The sequence below is a fragment of the Pseudomonas sp. PWP3-1b2 genome (genome assembly GCF_049896045.1).
Classification (GTDB): domain Bacteria; phylum Pseudomonadota; class Gammaproteobacteria; order Pseudomonadales; family Pseudomonadaceae; genus Aquipseudomonas; species Aquipseudomonas antarctica_B.
Genome location: NZ_JAFCTN010000020.1, coordinates 22,578 through 40,126 on the forward strand (window position 1 = coordinate 22,578; position 17,549 = coordinate 40,126).

Genomic DNA, 17,549 nt, shown 5'->3' on the forward strand with positions numbered 1-17,549 from the left:
ATGCGCCTACCGCAATGGCCCAGACAGTAGTAATTTTTCGAACACAGCCAATCGCCTGTGAGAGCTGCCTGCGGTAGCGGTGGATCAGGCGGATAAACGCTTTTTCATTGGCATGCAGGCCAGCGTCAACCCCGACGGGGCAAGGTAGACCGCCTGCTCAGTCCCCACATAACCGCGCCTTCTGTAAAAACTCTCCGCATTCAAGGTCGCATCCAACACCACCTCCTCAATCGCCAACGCCCGCGCCACATCTTCCAGATGCTCGAGCATCACCTTGCCAAACCCGCGCCCGGTAAATTCAGGCAGCACAAACAATGCGCCTATTTCATTGTTGTCGAGGTCGAGCATCCCGGTGGCGACCGGCTTGTCGTTCAACCAGCCCAGGTAAAATGGCTTTTCCATCAGCACACTGTAGCCGTCCTCTGCGGCGCCACGGGTCCAGAGTGCCATTTGTTCTGCGGTGTAGGCGCCGATGCATTGGCCAAGAATGGCCTCGCGGCGGATCTCAAAAGCAGCCGTGGCGTCCTGTGGTGTGGCGCGTTTTATAGCGAGCATTGCGATGTCCCTTCATGCGTTTTCATTGCCCTCGCGGGTGAATGAATAACGGTCGATATCCGTTCGGAGTTTCCAGCCCTGGCCTTGCCAATAGTGGGCGGCGCTTGTGTTGGTCTTGAATACATCGAGTCAAACCCTTTGGGAGCTGGCTCATGGGCAGGGTGGCAGGTAGCCAGGCGAATTTCAGCGCATTTGAGGGCTTGTCTGGAGATTCCCGGGCATCCTGGCGGGAAATAGCTATGCTTAATTATCAAACCTTTGGAATATCATAATGGATATCTCGATTAAAACTTATCAGCCGAGTACTCCCGCAAAGGTCTCTGCGCAAGGGGTCGTTCGCTCACAGACTTCCGCTGATTCTTCTTCGGATAACCTCTCCTCGGGTACAGCGCAAACCGTTTCAATATCCAGCTCTGCACGGGCACTTTATAGTCTAAGCAGCTCTAGCGAGCGGCAAGTATCTATGTCGCAAAGCGATTTGAAAGGAATGTACGCGAAAGGGCAAAAGGATATTTATAACTTCGGGCAGCTCATTGCTGGCGGGAATTTCAACAAGGAAGAGATGCTCCCCAAAACGGATGACCCTGATCGCTTGGCGTTAGGCCAGAAGTCACTGGATTACTCCATTGGCCTCTCTCAAATCCCACCTGAAAATCTTCCTAACCCGTTTGAGGGCATGGCGCGAAACGGCCTAAGCGCGATTGTTTATGACGACACGGGAACCTATACCGATGCCGAGCGCTATGCCGCTTATGGAGAGCTAAGCAAGCAGGACGAAGCATACTTCTCAACCTTGTACGCCAACATAACGAATGGAGGCGACAACCGTGAAGTATTCAAAGGCATCATGGACTATTTCGATAACCTGCCTGCTGTTGAGAGGGCGGCCTACCCTGATGGCTTCAGGAATAGTATCGACAGTCTTTATCAAGAACAGACAGGCCAATCGGGATCGCTCGCTCTCATCAATAAATCGACCGCGGAGTATTTAGAGACAGGCTTCAGCAACGGACAATCATCGGAGAAGATGTTGCAGGCAGTCCTGGAAAAAGCTGTTGATCTCTCCACGGCGCAATGATCAGTGAATAAGCGCGACTGAATGACTCGGCCGCACGCATACGCCTTGGCATTTTTATCAGCGCTGCAGGATGACTATCGATGAGTGTCCGCCTCCTCAGCCGGATAAAACTCGCCCTCCTTCCCCAGCTCTTTCAGCCGTTCGCGCACAATCTGCTCCACGCTGGCCACTGCGGCCTGATCGTCAGGGTTGACCAACTGCACGCACAGGCGTCGAACATTCTGATCGTGGGTGCCCTCGCTCATCATTTCGTGGGTGAAGACATGTTCGCCACGCCATAGGCACAGCTCGGTATGAGTGCCACCGAGCCATATCTCGTTGATTGATCCAAGGTCGGCGGTAGCCAGTAGATCTACGGTAATGATCGTGTCCATTGCGCTGTACCTTATTGATGACTAGAGACGGGTAGACGTTCAGGTATAGCGGGTCGTTCCAAGCGTTGGCCGTTCAACCGCGCCAACGGCAAAAAATCCAGTTGGATAGCATTCTGGCCTCATCATTCGGCTGTGTTTTTTGTACGCTTTTCCACTAGAACGTCGGTAGCCGGTCTAACGCACAATTGCGCTCCATTTTCGGCTCATCGGCCATGGGGACGCGCACGCCCGAATCGACATTGAATATGTCAATGTAACAACGACTCAGCGAGCCCGGGATGTCCACAATCCCCCCTTTGATCACGTAACGCGCACCGGGCGCAAACTCGCTGACAAATGCTACGTTGCACGAGCGATTGGCATTGGCCACACCGCGCATCACCAAGTGCAGCGGCTTGCCGGCTTCAATCGGAAAAAAACCTTCCGGCGTTGATACATTCTTATAAACGGAAACCAGTTGCCTCCCCTCCCCCGATTCAGTCGCCACGGTTCTGCCGTATTTGCAGGCGGTGACAGGCGCCTCGACCAGAGATACGCCGTTTCGATAATTCTCCATCGACACCAATTCGCTGCGGATAATCGCGTGAGGTGCCCCCGCAGGCACCAGGTATTTCGGTGCTGGGGCGCAGCCTGCAAGCAGCAGCGCTGAACACAGGTAAAGAGGCTTCATAATTTCCTTATTAATGTCCGTAAAGGGCGGTATTAACTACCCTCATGAGTCAGAATGAGTCAAGCAATAAGTGAGAACGTCAGGCATGCCCAAGTTTGAAATAAAGGTGAATCGCCTCAGGTTTATTGGTTAGGAGCACTGGCGCCTCATGGCCGATTACAGCGCCTCACTGGAGTGATCAACCTGCTATCAATCGCGAGCCATACAGCCAGGTACAGTAGCGGCGTCTATCCAACCTTCGCCATTGACGGAGTGCCTCTTGAGGTCTGGCTACCTCTTGCGGCGTGTCGATTGCGCGCCTGAAAAAACCCGCCAACTCTCACGCCTACAGCCGATGATGCTCCAACAAAAAATCCACAAACAACCGCACCCGCGCCGGCATTGCCGGGCCACCCACGAACACCGCATGAATCGGTTCCCGGTCGCCGGGGTTCCAGGCTTGCAACAGCGGTATCAGGTCGCCCCGCCGCAGGTCCTCGCTGACGGTGAACTCGCCGATACGCGCAATGCCGGCGCCCACTCGCGCCAGTTGGGCCAGCGCTTCCCCACTGCTGCACTCGATGTTGCCGCTGACCTTGAGGGAAAACGCTTTGCCGTCGCGCACAAACGGCCAGTTGGGTTCGGCGCGCCGGAAGTTGAAGCGAAGGCAGTTGTGCCGTAGCAGGTCTTCCGGTGTTTGGGGGGGGCCGTGGCGCCGCAGGTATTCGGGCGATGCCACCACCACCTGGCCGGTGTCGCCGATCTTGCGCGCGGTCAGCGGGCTGTCGGGCAGGTAGCCAAAACGTACAGCCACGTCGGCCTGACCGCTGAGAATATCGACCACTTCATCGCCCAGGGTGAGGTCGACGACGATGTTCGGGTAGCGCTCGCTGAATGCCGCAACCAACGGAACGATGGACATACGCCCATGGCCAAGGGCGGCGCTGACCCGCAATCGGCCCCTGGGGACGCCCTGATCGGCGATGGCTTCTTCGACTTCATCCATGTCGGCCAGGATGCGCCGAGCGCCGCGCAGAAACGCTTCGCCCTCGGCGGTAAAGGTGATCGCCCGCGTGGTGCGCAACAGCAGCCGGGTGCCAAGGCGCTGTTCGGCACGCGCGATGATTCGACTGACCGCCGAGGGCGTGAGCCCCAAAGCACGTGCGGCGGCCGACAGGCTACCTTCCTGCGCCACCGTGGCGAACACGAACATTTCACCCGATCTACCGTTGAAGTCCACTTGTGCCTCATACGCAAAGGTGATTGCCAAAAATGCCATCTACCGCCTTAAAACGCTTGATCGTAGCATTGGCGGCATAGATAAGGAGCCTTTCATGCGTATCAATCCACCCCTTGTTGCACTCGCCATGGGTGCCTTTGGCATCGGCGTTACCGAGTTCGCCCCCATGGGCATGTTGCCGGGCATCGCTGCGGACCTCGGCGTTTCGATTCCCGCTGCCGGCTTGCTGGTAAGTGCCTACGCCCTGGGCGTACTGCTTGGCGCGCCGCTGATGACCCTGACCACCGGCAAAATTCCCCGGCGCTATCTGCTGATAGGCCTCATGGCGATTTTCACCCTGGGCAACCTGATGTCAGCGCTGGCGACCGACTACTACAGCCTCATGATTGCCAGGGTGGTGACCTCACTCAACCACGGCGCATTTTTTGGCGTTGGCTCCATCGTCGCTGCCAGCGTGGTCGCCCCGGAAAAACGTGCCGGCGCTGTTGCGGCCATGTTTATGGGCCTCACCCTCGCTACCATTGGCGGAGTACCACTGGCCGCCTGGTTTGGCGAACTGTTCGGCTGGCGCACCGCCTTCTGGGGCATTACCGGCCTCGGCGTGGTGGCCATGGCCGCGTTGTGGTTCGCCCTGCCCGACCTCAAGACGCCGCCAAGCGTCGGCGTCATGGCCGAAATTCGAGTACTGGGCCGTGGCCCGGTGCTGGGCGCGCTGGCCCTCACCGTCGTCGGCTCGGGCGCGATGTTCACCGTCTTCACCTACATCGCCCCCATCCTCAGCAGCGAGACCCACGCCTCCACCGCCTACATCACCGCCATGCTGGTGCTGTTCGGCGTAGGCCTGACACTGGGCAACATGTGGGGCGGCAAAGCCGCCGACCGCTCGATAGACCGCACCCTGATCGTCTCGCTGAGCGCGCTGATTGTGGTCCTGCTGGCGTTCACCGTACTGATGCGCTGGCCGCTGCCGGCCGCCGTTGCCATCCTGATCTGGGGCATCGCCAGCTTCGCATTGGTGCCGCCGCTGCAGATGCGGGTTATGGAAGCGGCCAAGGACGCGCCTAACCTGGCCTCGGCGGTGAACATTGGTGCGTTTAACTTTGGTAATGCGATTGGCGCGGCGGTGGGTGGCGAGGTGATCAATGCGGGGTTGGGTTATCCGGCGATATCCCTGGCGGGAGCGGCGATGGCGGCTCTGGGATTACTGATGGTGTTGGGGTTTGTGTGGCGGTCGAGGATGGTTGCGGCGGCGGTGATATAAGGCTGATGTGACAAAAGAGGAGTAACCGTCCGGCCAACACACCTTTGTGAGAGCTTCCGTTTCTGCGAAAACCACCCGCTCGTAGACGTGCTTCGCAGCATCGAGCAGAGTGGATCTGAATGGGAGTACCGATACGTCACGCTGTGCTTCGCCGGTTCCGCCAATGGCTGGGTGTTGCTATACCCGTTTCAGGGGCTGGAGGCGCCGTACTTTGACTTTATGTACGGTGCTAAAGAGGATCCGCAGCAAGTGCTGGCTGCGCTACTTGAAAGATATCCTCGGTGCAGCGTTATCGATTGATCGAGACGTAGCCGCAAAACAAAGCCTGTTAACCTACCTCTCAACGCGTCGCACATTGACCTATCCGAAGAAAATCTTTAAGCGCCGCCTGATAGAGCGTCAATGGCTGATTGTCCGTATTGAATAGTGCAAACGGAATCATCGTGAGATGTGAAAATGACGTGGAGTTTATCGAGTAGGTTTTCTGCCTGCAAAAGCGCTGATCCTTATTCAATATAAAATCAAACTTGAAAAGGTTTGTTCGCGTACACCAACTGGGGATCAAGCCCAGGCTCAGGCCCGTTAAGTATTCTTGCCCGCAAGCGCCGCCAGATGAGAACTCCGAGATCTTTATTTCTAATGCCGGCAGGGTCGGGGCTGCAAGGCTGGAGCCCGTATCCTGTGCATCGGGAATTACGTTGAGTGTCGCCGCGTATGCGTCCTTGCCGAAGCGGCTGTCTTTCCATGGGGAGTTTATTGCGTAACTGAAGCTGGAGATGATTTCTTTTGTTTCGGGTTCTGCGGGTTCGTTGATTGTCGGCTGGGACGAATAAGATGCGCAGCCGGAACAGAGTATGGCAATGCTGACAAACACAAACCCGTTGGCTATTAAGCGACGCATACTCAGTTTTCCCTAACGATCAATTAGCCGACATTCCTGTCACTTAACGCCGTATAGCATCTTATCTACACGCCGGATTGGTGAAGCAGAATAACAGGGCAGACTGCACGCGCGACACATCGGGAGAGAGAAAAGGCCGCCGCCATGCTTTCTTTGCCCCAATCCAATGCGAACCCGCGAACTTTGAAGGCAACCGCCTGCCCAAATCCCGTCATCACCCAGTTTGCGCCACTAATCAGGGAGAAAATAATGAAGCAGGACGCCAGCGAGCGCTCATCAATTCATACCGGCTTGGGCACTGTCATCGCGCGCCTGGGGCTGTTGCTCATCGTGCCGTTGGCTGTCGCGAGCTGCACCTTCAAGAAAACCGATGTCCAGAACCCGACCGAAATAGCCAAGTACGACCCCGCCAGTACGGCGCGCATCCGCCTGATCAGCGGGCAAGGGGCCTACGCAGGTTTCGTGTCCGGCCAAAGTTGCGAGCAGTATTTCAACGACACTTACAGAAAAGCGCTGGCCGCCCGCGAGCGGCCTCAAGGATGGAATCCTTCGCGTATCGTGCCCAGCGGTCAGAGCACGGATATCTTCGGCATGTGGCCTTCCGACTACCAGAACAATGTCATCGGCATGCCGGCCTCCCCGGTCAGCGCGAAAATCGATAAGACGCGCAGATACTTCGATGAACGTGTGGTCCCGGCCGGGCAACCGCTGATCGTGTTTGTGGCGTTCGTCACGTCCCGGTCCAGTTGCTCTTCAGCGCCTGTGAGTTTCGTGCCACGCGCAGGCGCCGACTATGAGGTCCGGCAGGCATTCCAGTCGCAAACATTCCAGACAACGTGCCGCAATGAGGTGGTTGAGTTGAAAGCCGGCGAGGAAAAACCGGTGTCCCCGAATTACTGCATCCAGGACCCGTCGGGCGATTATCACACCCGCAGCGTTACCCCTGTCAGCCAGGCCGGGCAATAAGCCGACCGGGCCTGGTGAAGGATGGGTGATGTTTGTGCAGCCACTTTTAGCGCTTGCCCTTTTGCGCTGAAAAAAGGGCGTTATCAGCCAGCGTGGCTATGCCGAAGCGACGACCGGCGTTCGTGGGAAGACCGCAATCCGGCGTGGCGACTGGCGGAAGAACTCGGGTTCTATATGGATTCAGACTTTGTTGAGCTTGCCTGCACTCCAGAAGACGCGCTTGCCGGAGAGCACTGCGGCCATCACCTATTTCGGCCTGTTCAACTGAGCTGAAGTCCTGATAGGTTGGGACTTCTGACGTAATTGCGGTAATGGACGCAATACCGCAACTGGATGGTTTTCCTCAAATTGATACAGGGACTGGTATGGGCATTTTAGATCGGTTGTTTGGTGGACGTTTTACTATGCCTCCACCCGAAGAGACCAACCTTAGCGCTTCAGCAATCATGAAGGAACTGCGCGACGAGCGAAGCGATCCGGGTCAAAAAAAAGCACTGCAGGCTTTCGCTCAGGCGCTGGTAGCGTCCATTCCTGAAAAAGAAGGCGCCAGGCTTGTCAGACGTGTCATGCGTAGATACGCAATGGGCGACGACGCACCCAGTGCCCTCACGGAAGGATTCCTGAATGACTCAAGGGGACAAAAACTTGAACACCTCGTTCTGCTTAGTGTGGATTGCAAGGGCTACGACGTATTTGAGTATCAAGCGCCCTACTTGGTCAGCGCCAGCGGGTTAAAAGAACCCTACGGTTATGCTCGGGAAGGCGCTTTATCAATGCCAGAGGTGCTCCACAACTTTGATCAGTGGCTGGCAAGGTTCGGTAAACGTTATCTTCACCTGGACTCCGGAGGTGAAAGTTACGACGGTGTAATTGTTGACGCCGATCGGCTGGAAGCGATAACTGAGTTGGCTGGACGCGCTGGAATCCACGTCAGTCTTGAGAACTTCTAGCGATGCAGACTGGATGAAGCAATCGCGGCCCTTGAATCACTGCGGTCAACGACCGTTGCTGGCCGATTACAGGCCCTCGCCGGAGTCACCCACCGATCAAAGGCAGAAATGTAGAACCGCAAGATGTAGCCTGTATGAATTTCAGCGAACCGAGAAATGGAATGATCAACCTGCTATCAATCGCGAGCCATAAAGCCAAGTACAGCAGCGGCGTCTATCCAACCTTCGCCATTGACGGAGTGCCTCTTGAGGTTTGGCTACCTCTGCAGAACCCGGACGCTGAGCTTCACCTCGTCGCAGCCCACTCTGGTTTGCACAGCGATGAAGATACGTTGTTGATCTGGGATCGGATTTACTCAACTGCACCGGGCTGGACGACTTTGGTTCCTTTGCTTGTCTGTTCAGATGACCTGGACCTGACCTGTACCGTTGTTGTTGCCGAACAATGCGCCAGTGAACATGAAGTGCAGTGGACTCGATTTGGCTTGCTGAGGGACTTGGTCACTGCGCCAAACCCCTCGGTCGAATGGTTCGACGCGATACCCGGCCTCACCTTCAACCGGTCGCAGTATCACGGCGTGCTGGATGCGTTTCGGCAGCAAGAAAATATCAAAATGGACTGGGACTAGCTCTGCTTGCGGCGTGTAGATTGCGCGCCTGAAAGAACCATCCAACTCCCCCGCCTACAGCTGATGATGCTTAAACAAAAAATCCACGAACGACTGCACCCGCACCGTCGTTCATCACCGCTGACTTCCTCAATTATGTTTGCCCATACAGGTCAAGATCGAGCACTTGGGGCGCGCCGACCACATACTCCTGCGAAGCCCCGGATTGCTCTTGCCTGCTGCCCATCGGCGGCGCCATGGCCAGTTGGTGTTGAACCGTGTTTTCTGCATGGCGCGTCCAACGCTCCAAGCCCTCGGCCAACACTTCCGGGCTGCGCGCATAGTCGCCATAGACGTCAGCCAAACTGATTTTTTGGAAGCGCAAAGTTTCCAGGCGCGCGCGCGTCATCTCTACCTTGTCCACCTCGCGAGACAGTGCCTGCGTGGACTCTTCATGAGCACGAACGTAAGCGTCCGGGCGTCCATACATTTGAAGTTTTTTGCCGTAACTGGTTGGCGATTGAAGCTAACGCATCATCAATGACCGTGTATTCCCGGGGTGTAATTAACCCGCGACTTAGCGCTTGAGCCTCCTGCCAGCGCCGTAACGTCATCCAACAATGCGGCATGTAACGGCCCGTCATTGAATGATCGCCGCCGTCGAGAATTCGCTTTAGAAAGGATGAGCGTTTGGGTAAGCCTTTGGATTGGTTAACCAGCTCACTGCAGGCGGCGGGTTGAGCAACCGTGTCGCAGCCCGGCTCCCACAGAACGGAGGACTTTTGCTTAGCATCGAAAATTACGGGCATGAAATGTCGTAGTGTTCCGTGATGCTCATACGGTTCACCGCTTAGATTAGTGATACCCGTGGCAAAGGCACCGACCCCCAACGGCACATTGATGAAGGCTAATGCTACTCCGGTTGCATACATCGTGGGTTTGGTGTTCATCCAGGTAGCCGGCACACTGGGCACTGGATCGTTATGGTTAACCATTCGGTAGTGAGTCAGCGCTTCGGCTTGTTGCACGAAGCGGGCGTCGCCTGCGCGTGGAGCGCCGTAGGTGTACAGAACCACTTTGTAGCCGTCAGTTCGACGCCGAAGCAGTTCGGCGAGCAGGAGAGCGTTGGCCCCCCCAAACTATGCCCGCAGACTATCAGTGTTTGGTTGTTATAGAACCGCTCAAGATACTCCACGACGAACTTAAAAACTGCGCTGGCCGCGGGGCCGGTTTCAAAACGTTGAGAATGAGAGGAACCACACCTATCTTGGCTTTACGGCTGGGATATGGATATTTGTACTGTCGATCAAGGCCGGACATTGACGTTAAAAAAGGTGCCCATGTCTCCCGTGCTTGAGACAGAATACGGTCTCACCCTGCACTCTACGGCGCTACACACCATGGACGACTCTCGTTTCACTCCGGAGCAAGTGGCATCGCGATCTGGGCTTGCTCAGGTGGATCGCGATGTGAAGCAATGGTTAGTGGGTCTTCCGATCTCCGAGAGGCTCGATTTTCTAAAACGCCTGTGGCCACTGAACTACCGCTACTCACTTAAACTGCTCCAGTCTGCACAGCTACCGAGGCAGGAAAACGAGTACATGTTCAGGCACTGGTTGCGTGCTGGCCATCACAATACGGCGCAAGAGCTCATCAAGCGGTTGCAGCCAGTTCTGGGGGAAAGAAAGTTCTGGCTGATTGCTTCACAAGAGGAGCTTTCACCGACTATGCGGGACTTCATGAATTACTACAGCCATGGACGCTTGAATTCTTCGCGTGACGTGAAAGAAAAATCGGGGCCAGGCCACATTTAAAACAATGGTGCTTTGACCCTGATTTAACACTGCCTGGAGTCTTTAGTTTCCATTAAGCAGGAGCTTTTTCCCAGATCGGGAACCGTAAGCCAGCGGCTTTCTTGTCTGGCACGATGAATCCCAGACTGTATCGCGCGCGCGTGATGGCGACGTACATCTTGTTCTGAGCTGTTTCGTCCTTCGCGGGAAATGGCTTGTGGCCGTCCAAGACGAAATGCAACTGGTTTTCTGTGGGTAGTACCAACACCCGATCAAAACCAAGCCCCTTGCTCCCGCCAAAGTTGTAGCAGCGTGCATCGGTGGGAAGAAGCTTCGCGCCTGAAGTTACGCTCCAGCGCAGCACCATAGGGTCGAACACCTTGATGTATTCCGCGACATCCGACTCCCTAACGATAAATGTGCCGAGGTGATGGATAAATTCAGTTGGAACCTTCTTCACCGCCGACTCCGTCGCTGCATAGGCACCATTATGTACAGCATCGGCGACGTCACAGATCGGTTGAATACATCGCCGGTTAAACGTCAGTGACTCATCCTCAAAGCCCATGGACTTGAAGGCTGCGATCTTCTCAGCGGCCGTCTTAGGCGCTTTTTGGCCAAACGTCGTATCGTAAACCGTCTGCCGGAAATCTCCCACGCATGTGATGGGTGTCGGCATCACCTTGCTCAGCCCCCTGAGCACTTCGTAGTCCCACCCTACTAAATCTTGAACCTCATCAAAGAACACCTGGGTGTAAATCTCGCCTAGTCGTACTGCAGCAGAGTTTTTCGTCGCCTTCATGATCCTGCTCGCCAGTTTAGCGAGAAAGCCGGTGTGAGCTTTGGTCTTGCATGAAGTCAAGAAGTGTTTTGGGTTAAAACTCTTATCGTCCAGCTGCTCCGCGCACCCCGGGAGCATAAACGTTGAGTCTGGCTTCATATGAGGATTGCGCTGGTTGAAACAGATGCCTTGGATCCGCTGCGGGAACAGGGCCTGCTGATAAGGTCTCACCATGTCTTCGAGGTAAAATGAGAACAGTCCTTTGACTACGAACCGATCACTGTGAGTACCAAAGACGTCTAGAAATCGACGTCTAAGTTCCTGTTGATTACTGGTAGTGTAGGTCACCACCAGAACCTTTCCTCCGCGATTGATTTCGGCGATTGATTCGGTAATGACCTTGTGAGTCTTGCCTGAGCCAGCACCCGCCATGCAGAGTTTATTAGGCAAAATTCAGCACCTCAGCAAGAAAGGCTGGATATTTGAACGGCTCATTAGTTTCGAAAATTCGAATCGCGGTGTCGACCTTCTTCTTGCCTTTGCCGTCGCCGCCTCCGCTTCTGAACCACTCCACGATAAATTCGAGCTTTTCAGCAAAGGTAGGTTTGGCAGTGAACAACTTGATGGTTTTGGTTGATAGGACAATTTCTGCAAATGCCTGCAACTCTTTTTCCGAATCCGCATTAGCCAGAATCATCGCTGGCTCCAGCGAAAACTCATTGTTTTTCGTTGAAGATACCAGCGTTATATTTGGGAAATCTGCGTAATCTTTTCGTGCTTCAACTACGTTATTTTCGTAATCGCCATCGTTATCTCGCAAGACATTAATCGCTGTACCGATTTCTTTGCCGATCGCAATGAACGTCTTGAACCCCACGCCGCGCACAACAATGATATCGATCCCGTCTTGCTCTGGCAGACGCTCCTTATGGGTGTCTTTGTAAATTTTTTTGAGAATCAACTCATCTGAGGGGCCTTCTACTAACACTACCTTCTTGGACAGCGCGACACGCAGCGTGTCGTAGCCTGGCAGTCGCTTCAGCGTCTTCACCACCCCCTTGTCCAGGAGGTGCAGTCGCTTGTATGTGTCATGCAGCAAACAAATTTTATCAATGCTAAGTTTGTTCAGCACATAAGAACTGTGGGTGGTTAGGAATAGCTGCTTGCCGTCTCGCTGGTCCTCTATGTCTTGCACCAACTTGCTCAGCTCGACATGCGACAAGTGATTTTCCGGCTCCTCCATCATTACCAAGTCGATATCTTTTGACTTGTTGTGCAGTGCCAGCTTGATTTGCACCTTGCTCTGCTCACCCTTGCCGATCATGTGGAACGGCACGGCATTTACTTCAAGTTGCAGACCGTTCTGGATAGCGCCAGCGGGCATGGTGTTGGCGGCGATGGTCAGCTTCTTCTCGGTGATCCTGTTATCGGAATCCAAATCCTTGTTAACGGTAGTGACCTCATCAGTGTTATTGAAGGATTGAAGGGTTTCACGGTAGTGCAAGCTCAGACGGTACTCTTCGTCCTTTCTGAGTGCGGTACTCAGAACATTCGAGATGTACTGATTTTTGCCGAAGGTGGGATGAATACGAGTAGGGTCGATGTAGAGCGCTCTGAATTGCTTGGTCATAGGCTTGATAACATTCCAAGCAAAATCCATCCATTCGACTTGGTAGAACTCCACTGGGATGCTGGTTACCGCGGCACCGGAGGCGAGGTAATCGTTATAAGCATCAGTAAAATCTGGATCAAAGCTAACTTTGATCTGAACCCCCTGAGCATCTTTCTTCAGGCTGTTGTTCGCACCGCGATAGTCGGGCACGTTCTTCATATACGCCTCGATCACGAGGATCGGTAAGTCTGCAGGCGATTTTGGCGAGTCACGAAACGCGGCGACTGTCTCGGCATTGAAAAGATCCGGGGAGAACTCGCTATTGAATGGCCGACCGCGATACTGAAAATTGAGAACGATCTCCAAAGCCTCCAGAATCGTGCTTTTGCCTGCGTTGTTATCACCCACGAAAATATTCACATCTTCGTTGAAGTCAAATGTCTGATCCTTGAACTTTTTGAAGTTGATCAGGCGTAGCGATTCTATGAGCACGTTTCAAATCCTTATGAAGTTGCGGCGACCAATGTGGCGTTAGGCCACTTCGGTTCACGCTATAGGTAGCTGGGCACCCTGTCCAGTGAGAAGACGAAGCAGCGACGGTGGCCTGACCAGGCATATACATTCGTTCAGACCACCAATTGCAAAGAATCTTCCCGGCACGCTTTGTAGCGATCATAGGCAAAAACGACCAAGAGCAGCTCCTTAGGCTGCTCAGGCTATCCAAGGGCCGCTTCTGGCCGTTTTCTGCCATTCACATTCGACAGCTCTCGGCGACTTGCAACCCTGTTGCGCTAGAAAGCAATCCAGCCACTTTCTACCAGTCATGCACGCAACCTTGCGGGTAAATCCCGATGCAAATGACTGACCGAGTCAATCGCAAATGAATGAGCAGGTTTGTGAATCTAGCCATCCCCCCATGAAGAATGGATTGGAGAAGTTCGTGGATGGGTTTGATACATCCTCTCGGTTGCACCCCGGCCAACCACCCCTTATAGTTCGGCCCGTCGTTGGCATTGGCCGGCGACCGGGTTTCGCAGCCCTACCAAAATAGAATCAACCTGCACAGTCATCAGACCCTCAGGCGGAGCCCGCCTGCGTCTTGTTTATGGCGGCTGTGCGTGGGAGACCTTCGGGTCTGCCGGGGGTGATTCTTCCTGGTCTGCGAACCCGCGCACAGTTGCCACCCAGGCTGTTTCGCAGCAGCAAGGTGGCAGTTCTTTTTACCCAAAATAGAATCGAACCTTATGACTACCGAACACCCGCCCCGCCGCTTCACCCCCATGTCCCAATCCGCCACCGACTACCCCGTCCTGCTCATCGACACCGACGCCCCCCTCAGCGAACTCCACGCTTGCGCCAGCGAGCGCCTTAACGCCGCTCTCGCCTACTTGAACCTGATGGCCTGTTCCAACGTCTCCGACTATGCCGAGCACGACATCAATACCGTCGCCAATACCGCTCGGATCATGGTCCAGGATGTGGCGGATATCTTTACGGTGGTTGAGCGGCGGGGGTTTGATTCGCCTGCTGTGGCTTGATGTGATGTGAGCTGTGAGAGAACCCGCTTCGGCGGGTTTTCTGGTTTTTGGTGGGTTCGAAATTGGGGGTTGGGGGGAGGTTTGTGGTGTCTGGGCTGCCGTCATCGCTGCCTCGCCAAGGCTCGAGAGCTCCCACATTTTGATTTTTGCTCGGCATGGAAAGGGTGTGATCGCCGTAAGCGCTGTGGCGGTGTTCTCGACGGGTGCCTATCATGTGGCTTTCGCTCAACGCCTCAGGAAATACCCATGCCCGCCCTCACCTTTCGCAACGCCCTCCCCGCTGATGCTGCGCGTTGTTTTGAGATTGAAACCACCGCCTACGAAGGCGACGAAGCGGCGACGCTGGAGAAGATTGCCACGCGCATTGCGCTGTATCCGGAGGGGTTTCTGATTCTGGAGGCGGATGGCGCGGTGGTGGGGTTTATCAATTGTGGTTGCGCCTATGACGTGGTGATGTCGGACGAGGCGTTCAAGGAGTTGGTGGGGCATTCGCCCGAGGCGCCGAATGTGGTGATTATGTCGGTGGTGGTTGACCCGGCGCATCAGGGCAAGGGATACGCCAGGGCGCTGATGACTGAGTTTGTGCAGCGTATGTGCGATTTGGGCAAGCACACGATTCATTTGATGTGCAAGGAACAGCATGTGGAGTTGTATGCGCGCATGGGCTATGCGTATGTGAAGCCGTCGCCGTCGGATCATGGCGGAATGGCGTGGCATGAAATGGTGATGGTGCTCTGATGGCGGCGCCGCTTGTTGAGGTCAGCGACGAGCCCAACGCGGAGGCCGAGCGTGTTCTTGGCGAAGGGCTGGCGGCGTTTAATGAGGCGGTTACGGGGTATAACGATCGGCGCCTGTTGACGGTGTTGATCCGGGATCCTGTCACCCAGGAAATCCTCGGTGGCATTACCGGCAAAACCACGCTGGGCATGGCGTTTCTTGACCTGTTTCACTTGCCCGAGGCCCTGCGTGGTTCGGGGCTTGGCAGCCAGTTGCTGCAAACCTTTGAAGACGAGGCCCGGCGTCGGGGTTGCGCGAATGCGGTGCTGTATACCCTGAGTTTTCAGGCGCCGGGGTTTTACGAGAAGCACGGTTGGGTGCGGTTTGGCGAAGTGCCGTGCGAACCCGAGGGCAGCAGCCGGGTGTTTCTGTCTAAGCGGTTGTGAGGTTGAGGGCTTTGCCGAACAACCGGTTTGCATGGGTTTCGCCCTGAAAGGTGTAGGTTGGCTCACCCAACACTTGGTACCCACGCCGAGGGTAAAACCCCAGCGCGCGGTCATTGCCTACCCACACGGTCGCCCATAACAGCGAGGCACCGCCCAACGCCGCGCGCTGTTCTGCCGCTTGCAGCAGTTGGTAGCCGATGCTCTGGCCGGTGAAACGTTCCTGGATGTACAGGCGTTGCAGCTCGGCAACGTTGGGGGTTTCGATCATTGGGTGAGGCGCGTTGAGTTTGATCTGGGCGAAGCCGATGAGGTGGCCATTCGACTCGGCGACTGTCAGCGAAACGTTCGGCTGGGCGAGCAAGTGGGCAATGGTGTTTGGGGCGAAGGCTTGCAGCGCTTCGGTGGCAATGGAGGTGCGAATGCCTTGGGTGGCGTAGGTGTCGAGGAACACTTGCATGCCCAGCACGCCGATGCACAGGGCGTCCTCGGCGGTGGCGGGACGGATGAGGATTGCAGACATTGAGCCTCCGTACTCAAGGGGTTGAAGCACGATGTTTTAGCATGAATGGGGTGGGGTTGTTTTGGTGTTCAGGCCTGCTCAGATTTTTTGTGGCGAGTGGGCTTGTCGTGGCGAGCGGGCTTGCCCCGCGTTGGGTGGCGAAGCCGCCCCAAATCCTGAGCACACATTCCGTCTGAAGATATGCGGCGTCTGGGTTAGGGCCGCTTCGCAGCCCAACGCGGGGCAAGCCCGCTCGCCACAACAAGCCGGCTTGCCACGACAAGCCCACTCACCACAGCAAACCCGATCAGCACAGCAAGCCCCCGGCAGCAACGGCGGGCACAATAACCCTGAAGACTCCTCACCAACTCCCCGAAGCCCCGCCACCACCGCTGGAGCCGCCGCCCCCGGACGAGCTGCTGCTGGAGCGTGAGCCGGAACTGCTGGAACTCGACCCGCCGCCCGAACCCGAGCTTCCATCGGAAATGCTCATGACAAACACAATGAACGCCACGATTGAGGCCGCCGGTATCGCGATAACCCAGCCTTGGTAACCGTGCCCCAGCAGCATGCCCACGCCCACATACAACGCCGCCACCACCAGCACGCGCAGGATGAAGAAGCGCGGTTTTTTCTTCCAGGACTCGCGGATTACGAAGAACAACCCTACGTACAACGCCAGCACCAAGGCGCAGCCAAACGGCCATGCCAGCCAACGGACGAGGTTGACCTCGACAAAATGGCTCGCCACCAGCACGGCGACGAGGTACGCGAGCATCGCCACCACGCTGTAAAACACTGCGGGCACCAGCCACAGCGCGCCAAAAGTGGCGCCGCCGATCAGTATCGTCAGCGGCATCACCAGCAAAAACAGCAGCCAGTCAGCGCCGCCGCCAAACATCGCCAGCAGCACGGTGACCGCCACGACGGCAAGCAACGCCCGGCGCCAATGCAGTTTGCCGGCGGCGATGAGCACACCGCCGATGGCGCCTGCGATTAACGCGAGCAGTACCGCGATAATCTGCGGGTTAACCTGCGGCGCGGCTTGCGGTGGCAGGTCGCCGCCGTCTACCAGCACGGTCAGGTCGTTGACGGCGTGTTGCACGCCACCTGCGTAGTCGCCCTGGCGAAACGCCGGGGTGATGTGTTCTTCAATGATGCGATGGGCCAACAGGTCGGTGACGGTGCCTTCCAGGCCATAACCCACTTCGATGCGCACCTTGCGGTCTTCCTTGGCCACCACCAGCAGGATGCCGTCGTCGACGTCTTTGCGCCCCAGCTTCCAGGCGCGGAACACGGTGTTGGCATAGTCCTCGATGCTCGCGCCGCCGGTGGTGGGCACCAGCAACACGGCGACTTGCGCGCCTTTGCGCTGTTCCAGCGCGGCGAGTTGGTTTTTAAGACGAGTGGTGATGGCGGCGTCGAGGGTGTTGGTGAGGTCGATGACCCGCTGGTCGAGGGCGACGCCGATGGGCGAAGGGTCCGCCTGGGCTGTGCCCAACAGGCCTATTGCCACCAGCGCCACCAGACTCAAGACGGATTGCCGCAAAATCGCCATCATGGTTTGTTACCCAAAATTTC

General features: G+C 56.0%; 20 protein-coding genes and 2 pseudogenes. 9 read left to right on the forward strand and 13 right to left on the reverse strand.

The features are described 5' to 3' along the window. Positions 1 to 84: 84 nt before the first annotated feature. A complete protein-coding gene (locus tag ACP7A2_RS14740; RefSeq protein WP_426134788.1) occupies positions 85 to 555 on the reverse strand; it encodes a GNAT family N-acetyltransferase in 471 nt (156 codons plus the stop codon). Positions 556 to 567: 12 nt separating this feature from the next. Beyond that, positions 568 to 684: pseudogene (locus ACP7A2_RS14745) on the reverse strand (GNAT family N-acetyltransferase); the annotation flags it as partial. Between the two features lie 142 nt (positions 685 to 826). On the opposite strand from ACP7A2_RS14745, the gene ACP7A2_RS14750 reads away from it, so the two are divergent. Continuing rightward, entirely contained in the window at positions 827 to 1,633 is an 807-nt protein-coding gene (locus ACP7A2_RS14750; protein ID WP_426134789.1) for a hypothetical protein, read from the forward strand. Positions 1,634 to 1,707: 74 nt separating this feature from the next. Here ACP7A2_RS14750 and ACP7A2_RS14755 read toward each other — a convergent pair whose 3' ends face one another. The 3 genes from ACP7A2_RS14755 to ACP7A2_RS14765 all read right to left on the reverse strand — a co-directional run bounded on the left by ACP7A2_RS14755 (position 1,708) and on the right by ACP7A2_RS14765 (position 3,896). Continuing rightward, positions 1,708 to 2,007, reverse strand: a complete 300-nt coding sequence (locus tag ACP7A2_RS14755) for a hypothetical protein (protein ID WP_426134790.1) — start codon at positions 2,005 to 2,007, stop codon at positions 1,708 to 1,710. Between the two features lie 154 nt (positions 2,008 to 2,161). Beyond that, positions 2,162 to 2,677, reverse strand: a complete 516-nt coding sequence (locus ACP7A2_RS14760; RefSeq protein ID WP_426134791.1) for a hypothetical protein — start codon at positions 2,675 to 2,677, stop codon at positions 2,162 to 2,164. A gap of 325 nt (positions 2,678 to 3,002) precedes the next feature. Next, a complete protein-coding gene (locus ACP7A2_RS14765; protein WP_426134847.1) occupies positions 3,003 to 3,896 on the reverse strand; it encodes a LysR family transcriptional regulator in 894 nt (297 codons plus the stop codon). Positions 3,897 to 3,990: 94 nt separating this feature from the next. Here ACP7A2_RS14765 and ACP7A2_RS14770 point away from each other — a divergent pair, with 94 nt between their 5' ends. After that, a complete protein-coding gene (locus tag ACP7A2_RS14770) occupies positions 3,991 to 5,157 on the forward strand; it encodes an MFS transporter (RefSeq protein ID WP_426134792.1) in 1,167 nt (388 codons plus the stop codon). A gap of 340 nt (positions 5,158 to 5,497) precedes the next feature. Here the strand turns inward: ACP7A2_RS14770 and ACP7A2_RS14775 are convergent, their stop codons facing one another. Then, positions 5,498 to 6,058 carry a hypothetical protein gene (locus tag ACP7A2_RS14775; protein ID WP_426134793.1) on the reverse strand — a complete coding sequence of 187 codons (561 nt, stop codon included), beginning with the start codon at positions 6,056 to 6,058 and terminating at the stop codon, positions 5,498 to 5,500. Between the two features lie 249 nt (positions 6,059 to 6,307). Between ACP7A2_RS14775 and ACP7A2_RS14780 the strand changes: the two genes are divergently transcribed. From ACP7A2_RS14780 to ACP7A2_RS14790, 3 genes are all read left to right on the forward strand, one after another. Continuing rightward, entirely contained in the window at positions 6,308 to 7,024 is a 717-nt protein-coding gene (locus ACP7A2_RS14780) for a hypothetical protein (protein WP_426134794.1), read from the forward strand. Between the two features lie 365 nt (positions 7,025 to 7,389). After that, positions 7,390 to 7,974, forward strand: a complete 585-nt coding sequence (locus ACP7A2_RS14785; RefSeq protein ID WP_426134848.1) for a DUF6630 family protein — start codon at positions 7,390 to 7,392, stop codon at positions 7,972 to 7,974. Between the two features lie 134 nt (positions 7,975 to 8,108). Further along, the gene (locus ACP7A2_RS14790; protein WP_426134795.1) at positions 8,109 to 8,603 is read left to right on the forward strand and encodes a hypothetical protein; all 495 of its coding nucleotides are present in this window, start codon (positions 8,109 to 8,111) and stop codon (positions 8,601 to 8,603) included. Between the two features lie 133 nt (positions 8,604 to 8,736). Here the strand turns inward: ACP7A2_RS14790 and ACP7A2_RS14795 are convergent, their stop codons facing one another. From ACP7A2_RS14795 to ACP7A2_RS14805, 3 genes and pseudogenes are all read right to left on the reverse strand, one after another. Next, the gene (locus ACP7A2_RS14795) at positions 8,737 to 8,991 is read right to left on the reverse strand and encodes a hypothetical protein (protein WP_426134796.1); all 255 of its coding nucleotides are present in this window, start codon (positions 8,989 to 8,991) and stop codon (positions 8,737 to 8,739) included. 43 nt (positions 8,992 to 9,034) lie between these two features. Further along, positions 9,035 to 9,532, reverse strand: coding sequence for a hypothetical protein (locus ACP7A2_RS14800; protein WP_426134797.1), 498 nt, complete (start codon positions 9,530 to 9,532; stop codon positions 9,035 to 9,037). 18 nt (positions 9,533 to 9,550) lie between these two features. After that, positions 9,551 to 9,709: pseudogene (locus tag ACP7A2_RS14805) on the reverse strand (lipase family protein); the annotation flags it as partial. A gap of 273 nt (positions 9,710 to 9,982) precedes the next feature. Between ACP7A2_RS14805 and ACP7A2_RS14810 the strand changes: the two are divergent. Further along, positions 9,983 to 10,396, forward strand: coding sequence for a hypothetical protein (locus ACP7A2_RS14810; protein WP_426134798.1), 414 nt, complete (start codon positions 9,983 to 9,985; stop codon positions 10,394 to 10,396). 52 nt (positions 10,397 to 10,448) lie between these two features. On the opposite strand, the gene ACP7A2_RS14815 is transcribed toward ACP7A2_RS14810, so the two are convergent. Both ACP7A2_RS14815 and ACP7A2_RS14820 read right to left on the reverse strand, forming a co-directional pair. Further along, positions 10,449 to 11,606, reverse strand: a complete 1,158-nt coding sequence (locus tag ACP7A2_RS14815; protein WP_426134799.1) for a UvrD-helicase domain-containing protein — start codon at positions 11,604 to 11,606, stop codon at positions 10,449 to 10,451. Then, on the reverse strand, positions 11,599 to 13,260 hold the full coding sequence (locus tag ACP7A2_RS14820) for an ATP-dependent nuclease (RefSeq protein WP_426134800.1): 1,662 nt from the start codon (positions 13,258 to 13,260) through the stop codon (positions 11,599 to 11,601). The genes ACP7A2_RS14815 and ACP7A2_RS14820 overlap by 8 nt, the downstream gene beginning before the upstream one ends. 752 nt (positions 13,261 to 14,012) lie before the next feature. On the opposite strand from ACP7A2_RS14820, the gene ACP7A2_RS14825 reads away from it, so the two are divergent. The 3 genes from ACP7A2_RS14825 to ACP7A2_RS14835 all read left to right on the forward strand — a co-directional run bounded on the left by ACP7A2_RS14825 (position 14,013) and on the right by ACP7A2_RS14835 (position 15,469). Then, complete coding sequence (locus tag ACP7A2_RS14825) at positions 14,013 to 14,306, forward strand: fructose-bisphosphate aldolase (RefSeq protein ID WP_426134801.1); 294 nt, start codon at positions 14,013 to 14,015, stop codon at positions 14,304 to 14,306. Between the two features lie 246 nt (positions 14,307 to 14,552). Beyond that, complete coding sequence (locus ACP7A2_RS14830; protein ID WP_375069042.1) at positions 14,553 to 15,044, forward strand: GNAT family N-acetyltransferase; 492 nt, start codon at positions 14,553 to 14,555, stop codon at positions 15,042 to 15,044. Then, the gene (locus ACP7A2_RS14835; protein WP_426134802.1) at positions 15,044 to 15,469 is read left to right on the forward strand and encodes a GNAT family N-acetyltransferase; all 426 of its coding nucleotides are present in this window, start codon (positions 15,044 to 15,046) and stop codon (positions 15,467 to 15,469) included. The genes ACP7A2_RS14830 and ACP7A2_RS14835 overlap by 1 nt, the downstream gene beginning before the upstream one ends. Here the strand turns inward: ACP7A2_RS14835 and ACP7A2_RS14840 are convergent. Both ACP7A2_RS14840 and ACP7A2_RS14845 read right to left on the reverse strand, forming a co-directional pair. After that, positions 15,456 to 15,989, reverse strand: coding sequence for a GNAT family N-acetyltransferase (locus tag ACP7A2_RS14840; protein ID WP_426134803.1), 534 nt, complete (start codon positions 15,987 to 15,989; stop codon positions 15,456 to 15,458). The two genes, ACP7A2_RS14835 and ACP7A2_RS14840, sit on opposite strands and share 14 nt — an antisense overlap. A 340-nt stretch (positions 15,990 to 16,329) precedes the next feature. Then, on the reverse strand, positions 16,330 to 17,529 hold the full coding sequence (locus ACP7A2_RS14845; RefSeq protein ID WP_426134804.1) for a TPM domain-containing protein: 1,200 nt from the start codon (positions 17,527 to 17,529) through the stop codon (positions 16,330 to 16,332). Positions 17,530 to 17,549: the final 20 nt, after the last annotated feature.

What these genes read in the sequence shown, in the direction of transcription:
- ACP7A2_RS14785 (WP_426134848.1), top strand. Translation starts at nt 7,390, where the DNA reads ATGGGCATTTTAGATCGGTTGTTTGGTGGACGTTTTACTATGCCTCCA.
- ACP7A2_RS14845 (WP_426134804.1), bottom strand. Translation starts at nt 17,529, where the DNA reads ATGATGGCGATTTTGCGGCAATCCGTCTTGAGTCTGGTGGCGCTGGTG.
- ACP7A2_RS14810 (WP_426134798.1), top strand. Translation starts at nt 9,983, where the DNA reads ATGGACGACTCTCGTTTCACTCCGGAGCAAGTGGCATCGCGATCTGGG.
- ACP7A2_RS14790 (WP_426134795.1), top strand. Translation starts at nt 8,109, where the DNA reads ATGAATTTCAGCGAACCGAGAAATGGAATGATCAACCTGCTATCAATC.
- ACP7A2_RS14780 (WP_426134794.1), top strand. Translation starts at nt 6,308, where the DNA reads ATGAAGCAGGACGCCAGCGAGCGCTCATCAATTCATACCGGCTTGGGC.
- ACP7A2_RS14795 (WP_426134796.1), bottom strand. Translation starts at nt 8,991, where the DNA reads ATGACGCGCGCGCGCCTGGAAACTTTGCGCTTCCAAAAAATCAGTTTG.
- ACP7A2_RS14740 (WP_426134788.1), bottom strand. Translation starts at nt 555, where the DNA reads ATGCTCGCTATAAAACGCGCCACACCACAGGACGCCACGGCTGCTTTT.
- ACP7A2_RS14770 (WP_426134792.1), top strand. Translation starts at nt 3,991, where the DNA reads ATGCGTATCAATCCACCCCTTGTTGCACTCGCCATGGGTGCCTTTGGC.
- ACP7A2_RS14775 (WP_426134793.1), bottom strand. Translation starts at nt 6,058, where the DNA reads ATGCGTCGCTTAATAGCCAACGGGTTTGTGTTTGTCAGCATTGCCATA.
- ACP7A2_RS14755 (WP_426134790.1), bottom strand. Translation starts at nt 2,007, where the DNA reads ATGGACACGATCATTACCGTAGATCTACTGGCTACCGCCGACCTTGGA.
- ACP7A2_RS14835 (WP_426134802.1), top strand. Translation starts at nt 15,044, where the DNA reads ATGGCGGCGCCGCTTGTTGAGGTCAGCGACGAGCCCAACGCGGAGGCC.
- ACP7A2_RS14840 (WP_426134803.1), bottom strand. Translation starts at nt 15,989, where the DNA reads ATGTCTGCAATCCTCATCCGTCCCGCCACCGCCGAGGACGCCCTGTGC.
- ACP7A2_RS14830 (WP_375069042.1), top strand. Translation starts at nt 14,553, where the DNA reads ATGCCCGCCCTCACCTTTCGCAACGCCCTCCCCGCTGATGCTGCGCGT.
- ACP7A2_RS14800 (WP_426134797.1), bottom strand. Translation starts at nt 9,532, where the DNA reads ATGAACACCAAACCCACGATGTATGCAACCGGAGTAGCATTAGCCTTC.
- ACP7A2_RS14825 (WP_426134801.1), top strand. Translation starts at nt 14,013, where the DNA reads ATGACTACCGAACACCCGCCCCGCCGCTTCACCCCCATGTCCCAATCC.
- ACP7A2_RS14760 (WP_426134791.1), bottom strand. Translation starts at nt 2,677, where the DNA reads ATGAAGCCTCTTTACCTGTGTTCAGCGCTGCTGCTTGCAGGCTGCGCC.
- ACP7A2_RS14750 (WP_426134789.1), top strand. Translation starts at nt 827, where the DNA reads ATGGATATCTCGATTAAAACTTATCAGCCGAGTACTCCCGCAAAGGTC.